Source organism: Hassallia byssoidea VB512170 (assembly GCF_000817785.2).
Lineage (GTDB): Bacteria > Cyanobacteriota > Cyanobacteriia > Cyanobacteriales > Nostocaceae > Hassallia > Hassallia carrinoi.
On sequence record NZ_JTCM02000151.1, the window covers coordinates 1 to 12,681 of the forward strand.

The 12,681-nt window shown below is 41.9% G+C and carries 14 protein-coding genes and 1 pseudogene; 7 read left to right on the forward strand and 8 right to left on the reverse strand.

The genetic code is table 11. The annotated features are described in order from the left end of the window. Positions 1–356 precede the first annotated feature (356 nt). Entirely contained in the window at positions 357–659 is a 303-nt protein-coding gene (locus PI95_RS32375) for a hypothetical protein (protein ID WP_052325716.1), read from the forward strand. Positions 660–761: 102 nt separating this feature from the next. Here the strand turns inward: PI95_RS32375 and PI95_RS32380 are convergent, their stop codons facing one another. Further along, on the reverse strand, positions 762–1,178 hold the full coding sequence (locus tag PI95_RS32380; RefSeq protein WP_052325715.1) for a retroviral-like aspartic protease family protein: 417 nt from the start codon (positions 1,176–1,178) through the stop codon (positions 762–764). A gap of 165 nt (positions 1,179–1,343) precedes the next feature. Next, positions 1,344–2,078 carry a DUF4079 domain-containing protein gene (locus PI95_RS32385; protein WP_039752354.1) on the reverse strand — a complete coding sequence of 245 codons (735 nt, stop codon included), beginning with the start codon at positions 2,076–2,078 and terminating at the stop codon, positions 1,344–1,346. 22 nt (positions 2,079–2,100) lie between these two features. Here PI95_RS32385 and PI95_RS32390 point away from each other — a divergent pair, with 22 nt between their 5' ends. Beyond that, positions 2,101–2,466 (forward strand): hypothetical protein, encoded by a 366-nt coding sequence (locus PI95_RS32390; protein WP_163519392.1) that lies wholly within the window; start codon positions 2,101–2,103, stop codon positions 2,464–2,466. On the opposite strand, the gene PI95_RS32395 is transcribed toward PI95_RS32390, so the two are convergent. From PI95_RS32395 to PI95_RS32405, 3 genes are all read right to left on the reverse strand, one after another. Continuing rightward, entirely contained in the window at positions 2,402–4,690 is a 2,289-nt protein-coding gene (locus PI95_RS32395; protein ID WP_039752353.1) for a glycosyltransferase family 2 protein, read from the reverse strand. The genes PI95_RS32390 and PI95_RS32395 overlap by 65 nt on opposite strands. 91 nt (positions 4,691–4,781) lie before the next feature. Next, the gene (locus PI95_RS32400; RefSeq protein ID WP_039752352.1) at positions 4,782–5,159 is read right to left on the reverse strand and encodes a hypothetical protein; all 378 of its coding nucleotides are present in this window, start codon (positions 5,157–5,159) and stop codon (positions 4,782–4,784) included. Positions 5,160–5,382: 223 nt separating this feature from the next. Further along, positions 5,383–7,026, reverse strand: coding sequence for a Ppx/GppA phosphatase family protein (locus PI95_RS32405; protein ID WP_039752351.1), 1,644 nt, complete (start codon positions 7,024–7,026; stop codon positions 5,383–5,385). Between the two features lie 239 nt (positions 7,027–7,265). Between PI95_RS32405 and PI95_RS32410 the strand changes: the two genes are divergently transcribed. From PI95_RS32410 to PI95_RS32430, 5 genes are all read left to right on the forward strand, one after another. Next, a complete protein-coding gene (locus PI95_RS32410; protein ID WP_039752350.1) occupies positions 7,266–8,147 on the forward strand; it encodes a 4-hydroxybenzoate solanesyltransferase in 882 nt (293 codons plus the stop codon). An 87-nt stretch (positions 8,148–8,234) separates the two neighbouring features. Continuing rightward, the gene (locus PI95_RS32415; protein ID WP_039753854.1) at positions 8,235–8,645 is read left to right on the forward strand and encodes a nuclear transport factor 2 family protein; all 411 of its coding nucleotides are present in this window, start codon (positions 8,235–8,237) and stop codon (positions 8,643–8,645) included. A gap of 36 nt (positions 8,646–8,681) precedes the next feature. Beyond that, positions 8,682–9,008 carry a YnfA family protein gene (locus tag PI95_RS32420; RefSeq protein WP_039752349.1) on the forward strand — a complete coding sequence of 109 codons (327 nt, stop codon included), beginning with the start codon at positions 8,682–8,684 and terminating at the stop codon, positions 9,006–9,008. Positions 9,009–9,147: 139 nt separating this feature from the next. Beyond that, entirely contained in the window at positions 9,148–9,750 is a 603-nt protein-coding gene (locus PI95_RS32425) for a hypothetical protein (RefSeq protein WP_039752346.1), read from the forward strand. A gap of 111 nt (positions 9,751–9,861) precedes the next feature. Then, positions 9,862–10,350, forward strand: a complete 489-nt coding sequence (locus tag PI95_RS32430; RefSeq protein ID WP_039752345.1) for a TIGR00725 family protein — start codon at positions 9,862–9,864, stop codon at positions 10,348–10,350. 88 nt (positions 10,351–10,438) lie between these two features. Here the strand turns inward: PI95_RS32430 and PI95_RS32435 are convergent, their stop codons facing one another. From PI95_RS32435 to PI95_RS32445, 3 genes and pseudogenes are all read right to left on the reverse strand, one after another. Then, complete coding sequence (locus tag PI95_RS32435) at positions 10,439–10,831, reverse strand: hypothetical protein (protein WP_039752344.1); 393 nt, start codon at positions 10,829–10,831, stop codon at positions 10,439–10,441. Between the two features lie 510 nt (positions 10,832–11,341). Next, a complete protein-coding gene (locus PI95_RS32440; protein WP_163519393.1) occupies positions 11,342–11,494 on the reverse strand; it encodes an anacyclamide/piricyclamide family prenylated cyclic peptide in 153 nt (50 codons plus the stop codon). A 132-nt stretch (positions 11,495–11,626) separates the two neighbouring features. Beyond that, positions 11,627–12,532: pseudogene (locus PI95_RS32445) on the reverse strand (PatA/PatG family cyanobactin maturation protease); the annotation flags it as partial. Between the last annotated feature and the right edge of the window lie 149 nt (positions 12,533–12,681).

Sequence of the window (12,681 nt, forward strand, 5' to 3'; positions counted from 1 at the left end):
CATCAAAAGCAAATGTCCTCAGGGGGTGTTGCTAATGGTGGGGAGGTTTTAATCATTGCCTGAAAGCTTAAGCAAAAACGGGAATGAGTAAGTAGCGATAATTCATGAATTATCGCACTCGTAAATTAACGAACTACGCCGGTTTCAAGTGTAAGTCAGAAAAAAATAGCTGAATCTTCCCTAGTTTTTCTCGATTGATCGCTACTGTAAAAACATCAGGCAATGAGCCTACAGGAAAATTACCAAAAACAAATACTTTTCTCGTGAGAAAATCGGAATAAATCTGATTTTTTTCACAGAAAAAATTGTCATTAGGTATTTCAATTAATTTTTTGAAGAAAATCAGGAGTAATTTTATGAAAGATAACCAAATTTGTTTTAAATCAGAAAACACAGAAGCTACTAGTTTTCTAACTTCCTCATCTTATAAGAAGTTTTTACATGATTTATGGCAAAGATTGGTAGATACGCTATTAACCAATTCTCAGGAATTACAAGTTTGGCAAAAAGTTGACCGTTACGGTAATATTTATTGGAAAGCTTACGATCCTGTAACGGGAAAATCTTTCAAGTCAGGTTCTGAAGATGATATACGTATGTGGATTGAACAGCTTTATCAGTCTTCAAAATACGGCAAGTCTGATTTTGGTAATTGGTAACGTGGTAATTGGTAATTGGGCATTGGTAATAATTCTTTTCCTTTTCCCTTTTCCCATTACCCATTACCCATTCCCCATTACCCATTCCCCATTCCCGATTTGCTACTTAATTTGCATTACTGGATAGTCAGGATTTGCCGGGTTTGGAATTAATCGCTGGTTCTTACAATCCACTAAGAAGTCTAACTTTTCTAATACAACTTGACCAATAAGAACTTCATCACCAGTTACCAGGGCATCCTCAATAGTTTCACGTCCTGCACACTCAATTATCACAGGTTCGGTGACTCCCACACTTTCCTGGCGTCCGTCAGCATATTGCGCTACCCGTTGTCCACGAATTCGCAAGCCTAGCTGCTGTACTATTGCTGCGGGAATTACTAAAGTGACTGCACCTGTGTCTACTAAAGCTTGAGTTTCATGTTCACGCAGAAGATGAGGTGCAAGTAATCCCCGATTTACTAGCGCCTCATCGATTGCGTTTGTTAGCTTTACTTTAATGTGAACTGCTCCCATCATTAGGATATTTTAACTTGAGCGCGATCGCCTATCACACCAAAAAGTAAATAAATCAGCGAATATCTATCTTTAATAAGTTTGTAGTCAGGAATGAGCGTCCTCTCTTATATTCCTGACTACAAACATGTTTTATTATCGGTAATTCAACGGTTATGATATGACTTTTTAAGGCTTCTTAGGCACATTTGGTGCTTGGATTGTACAGGGTTTAATATTGCACTGTTGCTCGTAAAGCTTTTGAACATAGGATTCTTGCCAACTCAAAGGAACTTCTAGTAATCCCTGCGGTCCTGTAATTGCTTGTCCGAGAAACAGTAACAAAGCGAGAGTATTTAAAGCGATGTGAATATTACGCCAGCGATTTGTTTTATCCTTATAGATATCTGGCAAAATTGCCAAAGAGAAAATCATCAACAAAGCAACAGTAATGCCGTAATAGTAGTGAGAAAAATACCATTGGTCAGTTTTACGATAGATACCATCCTGACAACCAAGCACTACTAAAGCCATTCCACTAAGGGTAGCAAAAATCGCCCGCCACTTCCGATCGCCTGCTTTATAAAGTAGAGCCAATGAAGCGATCGTCGCGACAAAAAACAAGGCAACCAAGATAACTTGAAATGGTGCTTTTGTCCAAACTTGTTTTTCTAAGATGTTGCTAAATATATCGAAACCCAACGCTAGTAAAACAATCCCGACAACCGATCCTGTTAGCCAGCGTCCTAACTTAACATGTTCCTGTCCGACAGCTGGGGGAATTTTACTCTTACCGTCTGTTGCAGTTTGCAAGCGTCGCTGACGAACTTGCAAAGCGCGGTTGACAACGATACCGATTAAAGGAAAAACGACCAATACAGCGATTACTGGATGTAACAGCAAAATCACATCTTTTAATTCCATATCAGACCTCTGGAGGACTATAGTGCTTTTGTGGCTAAATAAAGCATCTCAACTAAGAGGCAGGGGGCAGGGGGCAGGGGGCAGGGGGCAGGGGGCAGGGGGCAGGGGGCAGGGGGACAAGGGGGACAAGGGAGACAAGGGGGACAAGGGGGACAAGGGAGACAAGGGAGACAATTACCAATGCCCAATTACTAATGCCCAATGCCCAATGCCCAATGCCCAATGCCCAATGCCCAATGCCCCATGCCCCATGCCCAATTACCCATTACCAATTCCCAATACGATAATGCATTTTCTTAGGAAAGTGTGCGCTACTACTTTCATCAGCCTTTCACAAGTGCGATCGCACTTATATCAGCTTTGCGAGCAAATAACGCTCTTGGTTTGAACAAAACTTTAAATAGTAGCAATAAAGATTGTAACTCTCCGGGTGTCAAAGAACGTCGCCATTGACCAGGACGACAGAACAGCATTTTTACTAAGCAACGATGTTGAGAAAGACTTACCGATTCAAACATGACTCGAACTGTGGGAAATCCTTCTTGAACGCTAGTTTGCGTAACAATACCTTGCAAGGTTAATTTTGCCTCCAGAATTTCCACAGTTACGGGTAAGATTTCTCCTGGTTTGATTTCCGGCAAACCCGCTTGCGTTAAGGCAATTTCCGCTCCTATTTCGGAAATCTTTGTAGTTATCCCCCACAGTGACACATTGTTTTCAGTGTGATTTTTTATATCTAAGCGCACCGTGCGACGCAAATCAAACCAAGCGTAGGGGTCAGGTTTGGGAACATCCAGCAAGACTAACAAGGCAACGGCAAGCACTACCAAATTATAAACGCTCCACAACCAACCTAAACCGAGTCCCTTGACTTGTTGGGCAGCTTCTAATGGCATTGTCTGCCAAGCACCTTCGAGCATAAACATCCCCAAGTTGCGCCAGAAGCTGACGGCTGTAATGATAAATAATACAATCAAAGGTAAGGCTAGTTTCCAGTTGAAAGAGAAGCGATCGCTTGCAGTTCCCTTTGGTGTCACTTGAAAACCGCGAGAAAACGGATTCAGCATCACTTGAATTACCGTCCATGCAAGGGGAAATGTCAGCACAACTGAGTATATATCTGACAATAATGCGGAACGGCTGCGGTAATTCAACCAGGAAAATACTGATAATTGCACCACATAGTAGGGCAAAAAGAAATACAGCACTTCTTTGGGACTTGCTTTAATCGGGATCGCTCCCAAAAACGAATAAGCTAAAGGTGCAATCAAAAAACCGACACGAGCAATACTCGTAAACCAGTGCAACAATCCTTCTAAGTGCGCCAGTCGTTGCCAAGGTCGCAATCCGCGAATGGTGAGGGGATTTGCCTCGATGAAAAATGCTTGGAGTGTACCTTGTGCCCAACGCAGGCGTTGAGTTGCTTGATCTGCCATGTTGTCAGCTGCCAAACCTGCACTCAATTTTTCATCTAAGTAAACTAAGCGATAGCCTTGAGCTGAAAGTCGAATGCCGGTGAAGTAATCTTCGCTGAGAGAGTCGGTAACAAAACCGCCAACTGATTTTAACGCACTTCGCCGCACCACAAAAGAAGTACCAGCGCAAATTACACTGCCTGCACTATCGCGAAGCGGTTGAATTTGGCGGTAAAATACTTCTTCTTCGGATGTGAGAATGTTTTCTAACCCAAGATTGCGGGCAATCGGATCGAAGTTGTAGAAGCTTTGCGGAGTCTGCACTAAGGCAATTTGTTCATCTTGAAAAAAGCCAACTGTGCGGGTGAGAAAATTTTCTGTGGGGACAAAATCAGCATCAAAAACGACAATTAAATCTCCATCAGTACGAGCGATCGCTTGATTCAAATTTCCGGCTTTGGCGTGACGATTATCAGGACGCGTCATGTACTCGCAACCCAATTCCTCAGCCAGCGCCTGTACTTCTGGACGTTTGGTATCATCTAACAAGTAAACTTTTTTGTTCGGGTAGTTGAGAGCTTGACAACCGATGATTGTCCGCTGCAAAATAAAAATTGGCTCGTTGTAAGTTGGTATTAAGATATCTACACTCGGCGTGAAAGTGCCTTCAATGACAGCAACTGCTTTTTGGTCTGCTTCCCAAGGACGCTCTTTGTGCTTCAGCATCAAAAACATCTGAATCAAACCACTACTGAGCATCAGCATTTCTAAGAAAAACAAAGCCAAACTGAAGGTACCATTTACAGGGTTGCTCAGGTTGAGAGTGGAAAGCGATCGCCAAACAATATATCGGATAGTCAACAGCAACAGAATTCCCACCACTAAAAATCGCGACCAAGTGCGAGGTAGTGGGGAAATTTTCATAGTTACTAAGGCGATCGCTAGTAAAATAACAGTCGGGGCAAGCAGATACTCTCCTGCTACCATTGGCACTTGCAGCCACATTGGTGGCGAAGCTTGCAGGACGTTTATCTGTGCAAAAATATTAGTGATAGTGCCTTCCCCTGCAAACCACCCCGCTACTATTGCAGCAGATATAGCGATCGCTAAGAGCATTATTAAAGATGCCCATTGGGGACGCATCACTGGTTTGGAGATTCGATCCAAACGTCGAGCATCAATTTTGGACATTTTCATGATTTATTTGTTTTGGCGATCAAGCCTGTTAAAAACTAGTGAATTGTTAGTTCAAATGTTACACCATTGCTGGTAAAATAATATGCTTGATTTACTTTACTTCATTAGCTGGGAACTTAGTCACTTTACCTTTCTTCACCGCTACAACTACATCGAAGTTTGTACATAAAGAGAACGTTACATTACTCTTTTGGCTATAAAGGTTAACTACCATACCTGCACCACCTGGTTGAACACCGATTGGCGAAAGCTCTTGCGGAAAGTAGCGCCGCATCATTTCCGCACTCTCAGGCTTACCCTTATTTGCGGTTATCATTGCAATCTTTTGGTCAACAGTCAAGTTTGTAGTATCATTCGTCTCTTGAGCTGATACTTGAGCTAGTGAAGGATTAATTATCTTTAAGGGAACATCCGAAAATGTGAAAAAGCTAACTAGGGCAGCACTTGCAAGCACAGATGTGAGTTTCATGAGTTACTCCTTGTTTTTTCCTTCATCCTTCTACTTCTCAAAGCATCTCAGTTACTACTTAGGCTCATCTGAGAAGCAAAGCATGATTTTCATGAATTTATGCGGGCAATAAATTCAGTTAAAACTCAGCGTTTTCTCAGGTAATCATGGTATGGAGTGATTACAGTCCGTCGCGGCGACAAAAACTGTAGGGTGCGTTACTGCGTTAACGCACCCTACGTTTCTAGCTAACTGTAACAGCAGTTGACAAAGTAGGTACTAATTTAAACTGAAATTCTGCCTCAAACACCTCTTTTTTCAAATTCACACTCCAGAGTTCTAAGGCACAGTCGTCATCAGGATGAGATGGAAAGATATGCAGTTGTAATTCCTGAGAATCTGGATTGTATTCACACTGCACTCGTGCGATCGCACCAATTTGTCTTCTATCAAGGGCAACTGCTAATCTTAATATTGCACTCAATTTGCTGACAATTTGCCTGTCTTCTTTGTGCAGTAGATTGGCGTAATTTTCATGCTTTTTCTTCGGTGCTGATTTGCGATGATAACGCGCTAAATTAGCGATGATTTCTATTTCTGTTTCTGTATAACCGAGTAACTCACCATTGCGAATTAGATAGTAAGAGTGCTTGTGGTGAGCATTATGGCTAACATAATGACCGCAATTGTGTAATATCGTCGCTGCCCATAGTAGTTGTCTTTCTTCTGCACCCCAGTTGTGTAATTTGCCTTGGGTTTGGTTAAATAACGAGAGGGCAAATTTGGCAACGCGATCGCTATGTTCTAAGTTGACGTTATACTTTTTCGCTTGTTTGAGAACACTCCGCTCCCTTACAGAACCTTGGTAACGCAGTTTATCTGAAATCAAACCGTGGGTCAACATCCAGTCTACAATCACCCCTTCCCGCAGCGATCGCTCGCACACTGTCACCGATTCAACGCCTAAAAGGGTCATTGCTTCCTGTAAGATTACGGCTCCCGCAAGTATCACTTCTGACCGTCTATCTGGCATTCCTGGAATCGCTGCCCTTTCTGAGTAATTCAGCTTCCGCAAGCGATTGACCAACTCGCGCAAATCTTTTAAACTAAACTCGTAGCGGTTAAGTGTTGCCGGGACAGAGCCGGACTTTTCCCGTGCGTGAATCAGCGCTAAAGTTTCAATTGTGCCGGCAGTTCCTACCAAACGGGGAATTTCTCCCATCTGTATGTTTGCTTGCACTTCTTCTACAGAACGTTCCAGTGTACCGCGTGCGTAAGCTTGCAAGTACTGAAACTCAATGTTACTGATGGGGTCAGTGGTAATTAATTCACTCGTTAGTCGCACTGCACCCACTTTGGTACTGGTGAGAACTCGCGCTTCATGACTATCGCCTAAAATTATTTCTGTGGAACCGCCGCCAATATCAATGATAATATGAGGCTGGTCATTAAATTCCAGCCCCGACAGCACACCCAAATAGATTCGCCGCGCTTCTTCTTGACCAGAAATCAAGTCAACGCTTAAACTCAACTCATCTTCTACTCTTTGCAAAAAATCTTTACCATTGGGTGCTTCGCGCACAGCACTAGTTGCTACCGCAATAGTTGTTTCCGCATTGAGAGTTTTCGCAACTTCTTGAAAGCGTCCCAAGGCTGCGATCGCTTTTTTCATTATCTCTGGTTTTAGTTCTCCAGTTTTAAGATCGCGATCGCCGAGTCGAACGGTTTCTTTTTCTCTGGCAATAATGCTAAAAGCTGGTAATGTTGGTTCAATCCGCACAATTACCATGTGCAGAGAATTTGTCCCTAAATCAATAGCAGCAATAATCCGATGCTCAACTGTTTGAGTTGGAGTACTCTCCCAGTTAGCTGAAACTAAATCCAGCATCTATTTTTCTCTCACTTAAGGATGGTAAAAGGGATTGGGGTGATGGTACTGGTTGTACTAGGGATAAGGAAAGAGATTATTCACATCGATCTGTTTGCACCCAGTCATCAGTCCGCACTACCTAGCCACCAGTGCCTAATCCCTAGTTACCAAGTTGTCATTTTACAAATAGCAAATAAAGCTATTCTATAAATATAAAGATGTATTAACTCATCTATCTCTAGTTATTTTTGCTATTTATGCTGAGGACACCAGAAAGCAATACTGAACCGATGTGGCTTGTGATTATCCGGCTATTGCGATGGCACAAACCAGAAGGACGGTTAATCTTGATGATTCCTGCTCTTTGGGCTGTGTTTTTGGCAGCTTCAGGGAAACCACCTTTACCGCTAGTTGGCGTCATCGCTTTAGGAACTATCGCCACAAGTGCTGCTGGATGTATTGTGAATGATTTGTGGGATCGAGACATCGACCCGCAGGTGGAAAGAACTCGCTTGCGTCCTCTTGCTTCTCGTGCCTTATCTATAAAGGTTGGTATTGTTGTCGCGATTGTTGCGATGTTTTGTGCAGCAGTTCTTGCCTTTTATCTTAACCCGCTTTCTTTTTGGTTGTGTGTGGCAGCAGTACCAGTAATTCTGCTTTATCCTGGTGCGAAAAGAGTATTTCCTGTACCGCAGTTAGTGCTTTCCATCGCTTGGGGTTTTGGTGTATTAATTAGCTGGAGTGCGGTGACGCAAAACCTCTCGCAAGCAACTTGGTTACTTTGGGGTGCGACTGTGATGTGGACATTGGGATTTGATACTGTTTACGCGATGAGCGATCGCGAAGACGATCAGCGTATTAATGTTAATTCTAGCGCTTTGTTTTTTGGCGACAAGGCACCGATAGCGATTGGAATTTTCTTTGCTGCAACCATCTTTTTGCTTACTTGGCTAGGTATCTTAATGCATCTAAAGTATGCATTTTGGATTAGTCTGGCAATTGCTGCTATTGGCTGGGTTTGGCAATATCTTCAATTAATCAAGAAAGACCTTCCCAACTTTGTTTATGCGGAGATGTTTAAACAAAATGTTTGGATTGGTTTTATCGTCCTTGCAGGGATGATTGCCGGGTCTTTCTAATTAAATGTAAATATTTATTTTATCATCAGATGCGAGTCACAAACTATGCATCTGTTTTTTTACACTTTTAAAGCAAACAATAGTATTATGAAAACTGACAAGCTTAGAATCAATCAGCTTTCACAAGAAACTTACGAGTGGTATCTCGCTTACTTGCAAGCTATTGACAGCAAGAACGTTGAACTGTACGCTACTTTCCTAGCAGATGATTGTGTTATGCAATCTAACAACAATGCTCCTGTTCAGGGTAAGGTTGCTATTGTAGAGTTTCTCTCTGATTATTGGACTAGTTTTGCTAGCTTGGAACACGACTTGCTAAATATTTACGGCAGCGATTCGTTTTTTGTTCTTGAAGCTTTGAATCATTATAAACGAAATGATGGGCAAGCTGTAACAATTAGAGCCGTAGCTTTGAGCGATCGCAACAAAAACGGTTTAGCGGCTTCTGTCAGATTCTACACAGATACAACACCTCTGTTTGCACCCATTGCAGCCTAACACGGCGTTAACATGTTTGTTTTAAAATAGCAGAAAATGCAAACATTCGTCTTATTTATAGTTGCTGCACTAGGAGAAATCTCCGGTTGTTACGCATTTTGGGCGACTTTCAGACTGGGAAAAAGTATACTTTTAATTATTCCCGGTATCTTAGCTTTAATTATCTTCGCTTTTACCCTAACTAAGATAGATGCCTCAAACGCTGGTAGAGTATATGCTGCTTATGGTGGTATTTACATTCTCTCATCTTTGATTTGGTTATGGTTAGTTGAAGGTGTAAAACCAGATAAGTATGATTTACTTGGTGTGACAATTTCCTTAATCGGAACGATTGTAATTTTATTCAGTCCGCATCGGTGGTAAAAAACAAGATCCCCGACAACTCTTGCGAAGTCGGGGATCTGATTAAACTCTCATCAAAAAATATGTCTTGCGCTAGATTCAAAATTTTAGCAATTCAGATAATAGTTTGTATGACCGCAAAATTGAAACACTCAATTAGATGAAGCTTTTTCTGACAGACAGACGCTACACGTCTACGCATCTAGTTAAAATCGCCATGATATTTTTATTGTCCCTTAGCAGTCTTGGTATTGTCGGGGGCAGTTTTTTTCTCAGAAAAGCTTTTAACAACACAGGTGATACTGAGACAATAACTAATATTACACAATATCGGGAAATTCGTAATCAAATTTGGTCTAATAAGAAACAAATAAAACACTTTCCTAATGAAATACCGCAAGATGCTACAAATGTGCGGCTTGCTTATTCTCCCGGCTTTTCGCAACAAGGCAGTTATCTTCAACTGAGGATGAAACAGCCTCCAGAAATAATAAAAAAAGTACTTTTCAAGTACAGAGAAATTGCGAAACACAAATATAGAGGAGGTAATACAAACGACCACGCAAACTTACCCAACGGTGTACCGACAACTTTCTTTTATACCAGTGATGCCCAAGAATCCTTTCCCGTTACTTATGAAATATTAGTATTAAATGCAGAAAACAGAGGAACCGCAGGCTTTAAATGGAATCATGGAGATAGCTATGGGGTAGCGATTGATAGTTCAGCTTCAGAAATTGTTTATTGGGTTGAAGCGTGGTAAGTTCGTTGTAGGTGGATAGTTGTAGGTGGATAGTTGTAGGTGGATAGTTGTAGGTGAATAGTTGTTGGTGGTTGGTTGTTGAGTTGATGCGATCGCTTTAATTCCCTATTTATGCGAAAAATCATTATTGGTGTGATGGGACCCGGTGAAAAGGCAACAGCAAAGGATTTGCAAAATGCTTATGAACTTGGTAAACTAATAGCCCAACAACAATGGATTTTGCTCACTGGTGGTAGAAATGTCGGCGTGATGGATGCAGCAAGTAAGGGTGCAAAATCTACTAATGGTTTAGTTATTGGGATTCTTCCCGATGATAGTCAAAAAGGCATTTCTTTATCTGTTGATATTGCCATTTTTACTGATATGGGAAATGCTCGTAATAATATTAATGTACTTTCCAGCGATTTGGTGATTGCTTGTGGGATGGGTGCAGGAACAGCGTCAGAAATTGCTTTAGCTTTAAAAGCAAACAAGCAAGTGATTTTGTTGAGTGACGATGTAGAAAGTAAAGTTTTCTTTCAAAAAATGTCGCCGAACAATATTTATGTTGTAGATGGGGTGGAAAAGGCGATCGCTACTGCTCAGACTATTTTAAAATAACGGTGATTTGGTATAATGAAGCGATCGCTGCTTAAAAATGCCAAAATAAATAAGCGCGATCGCTTCGGTAGTTGCCCAACCTACGCATCTACACGGGTTGAGCGTGGCTGGATGCTTTCTGTGCAGCAGTTTTCAAGCGGGTCGCTCTGCTTTTGCGGATACGTTCACTTTTGCGAACACCACCTGCCATTTCATATTCGTGACTGTCTTTGCCGTATTTAAAAGCAATCCCAATGAGCATCTTCTCAGAGAGAATACCCAAAGATTGTTCTAACTCTTCAATTTTTGCTTTGGAAGAATCGACCACGGTTAGAGCAGTGTTATGACCATCTATCTGATTGCGTAACTCCTCAATTAGTTGTGTCAGGTTTTTCAAGTTGCAAGCATCCCCAAGATCCAGATTGAGATCAATAGCTTTGAGTCCAGCGGATCTTAACTCAGCATTTTCTAGAACGCGGGATGTACGTTTTCTCCGAGACATAAATTTACTTCCAAGGTAAGGTTTCTAAAGTTACTATGTCTTACTGCAACTACATTCTGGTTCAGCAAAATCCACAAAGAACTGTAATTTTTCTCAGATAATTACTGGTAAATTTTCGTAATTTATCTGAAGCGTCTAATCTTAATCACAGCTTGAGCATTCATAACCACAGATAAAGCTGCGTTAACTACAGCTTGAGCATTTATAACCACAGATGAAACTGCGTTAACTACAGCTTCAAGTTTACTTATATTATCAGGAGTATTTATAAGTAATGCTTAAGCTGTATGAACTACAGCTTCAAGTTTAATTATATTATTATGAGCGTTGGTAACCACAGCTTCAGCATTCATAACCACAGAAGAAGCTGTATTAACTACGGCTTTAACTTTACTTATAAAATGGAAACGACTATTTAGCAAGGCACGGTTTGCTATTTTGCCGGGGAATGTAAAGTAAGTTAAGAGCGATCGCACCAACATAGATTTTCAGTCAACTTCTATTTGCTTATTACTCAGCGTCATCTCCGGCAAAAGGAGTACATTGCCGTGTAGCAATATCACAATAAGTCTGTGCCGTTACACCCAAGTCAGCGTTAGTACTGCCACTGCTGGTGCGGACAACAGGAACTGCGAGTTGAGGTAGCAAAGATTTCTTTTTCATTTTTAGTAGGATTCCTCTGTTTTTTGCAAAAGATACTCTTGGGAAAGACCAAAGGCAAAGCATTTTATGGCTTTGCGGTTTTCTATTCGAGCATGTTGCAATTGTATAATAGAGAGAAGTCTGAGTGGAAGTTTACTTAGGCACAGACCAAGAACGAACTTTGCCCAAAGTCACAGGAATGATGTAGCTGACATCAATCGTAAATCGATAAAGCTTTTTCGCTCTACTACCATTTTCCGGGTCAAAAAACTTCAATTTCACATCCCAACAATCGCTATCAAGGCGACAGAAAGGACTTTTTTCTACTTCAATGCTGTCAAGTTCCATACCTCTAGAAATAGCCTCAGCAAAGCTAGAAGCAGCTTGAAAGGCGTTAGTTGCAGCAAAATTCAGCGCTCTATCTTTATAAATTTGCCCTAAGTTCTGCAAATCAAAGTACACTCTTTGTAAAAAGCTATTCAGGGATCTTCGCAACCTGATTTCGTCAGCGCTTGTTTGTTGAGAACTCACAGTTTCCACAGCCGCACTCACCAGACTGTTAATTTTCCAGCCGTACATCCCCCGGATATTTGGTAGTGTCACTACGGGGACGACTTGTCCAGAAAACAACTCGATAGTTCTGTCGGTTAACCGTCCGGGAAAACTTACCCGTTCAATATAGTCTTCACTGTCTTGGGGTTGTACCTGTCCGGCTAATACAGCCTGCAAAGTTTCGTAGACATCGGCAGCAAATGCACCTTTAGGATCAATGGCGTAAATGGGCGTAAGTTCTTGGTTAAGCGTCCAAATTAAAGATTTTGCTTCTGAGGGGTTTTGTTCCAGGTAATCTGCCATTTGACGGGCATCGTAAGGGTTCGCAGGGACAGTTGTCCCGTCAATTTGCACATTTGGCATCAGTTGTTTAAACGAGTCGCGCCGTGCTTCGCTGCCGAAGTCATAGCCTAAAGTTCCCAAAGCGTAGACGAGGTTTGTCTTAGCACTGGGAGTAATGCCATCAGCGGGTTGACTGGGGGTGAGAATTGCAACTGCTGTGGCTGAAGCGGTGACGGTGGCTAATTGACCTAACCCCACGCCACTTGCTTCAACGCGGGGAACCCGCGCAACGCAGTGGCTCCCCAGCCCCCCTTCCCTAGTAGGGAAGGGGGGAGTAAATTCTTGTTCTCTGACTCCCCTCTCCTACAAGGAGA

Excerpts from the sequence above, each read along its gene's own strand:
- PI95_RS32420 (WP_039752349.1), top strand. The coding sequence starts at position 8,682 with ATGCAAACATTCGTCTTATTTATAGTTGCTGCACTAGGAGAAATCTCC.
- PI95_RS32375 (WP_052325716.1), top strand. The coding sequence starts at position 357 with ATGAAAGATAACCAAATTTGTTTTAAATCAGAAAACACAGAAGCTACT.
- PI95_RS32430 (WP_039752345.1), top strand. The coding sequence starts at position 9,862 with ATGCGAAAAATCATTATTGGTGTGATGGGACCCGGTGAAAAGGCAACA.
- PI95_RS32425 (WP_039752346.1), top strand. The coding sequence starts at position 9,148 with ATGAAGCTTTTTCTGACAGACAGACGCTACACGTCTACGCATCTAGTT.
- PI95_RS32400 (WP_039752352.1), bottom strand. The coding sequence starts at position 5,159 with ATGAAACTCACATCTGTGCTTGCAAGTGCTGCCCTAGTTAGCTTTTTC.
- PI95_RS32415 (WP_039753854.1), top strand. The coding sequence starts at position 8,235 with ATGAAAACTGACAAGCTTAGAATCAATCAGCTTTCACAAGAAACTTAC.
- PI95_RS32395 (WP_039752353.1), bottom strand. The coding sequence starts at position 4,690 with ATGAAAATGTCCAAAATTGATGCTCGACGTTTGGATCGAATCTCCAAA.
- PI95_RS32410 (WP_039752350.1), top strand. The coding sequence starts at position 7,266 with ATGCTGAGGACACCAGAAAGCAATACTGAACCGATGTGGCTTGTGATT.
- PI95_RS32380 (WP_052325715.1), bottom strand. The coding sequence starts at position 1,178 with ATGATGGGAGCAGTTCACATTAAAGTAAAGCTAACAAACGCAATCGAT.
- PI95_RS32405 (WP_039752351.1), bottom strand. The coding sequence starts at position 7,026 with ATGCTGGATTTAGTTTCAGCTAACTGGGAGAGTACTCCAACTCAAACA.
- PI95_RS32440 (WP_163519393.1), bottom strand. The coding sequence starts at position 11,494 with ATGAAAAAGAAATCTTTGCTACCTCAACTCGCAGTTCCTGTTGTCCGC.
- PI95_RS32385 (WP_039752354.1), bottom strand. The coding sequence starts at position 2,078 with ATGGAATTAAAAGATGTGATTTTGCTGTTACATCCAGTAATCGCTGTA.
- PI95_RS32435 (WP_039752344.1), bottom strand. The coding sequence starts at position 10,831 with ATGTCTCGGAGAAAACGTACATCCCGCGTTCTAGAAAATGCTGAGTTA.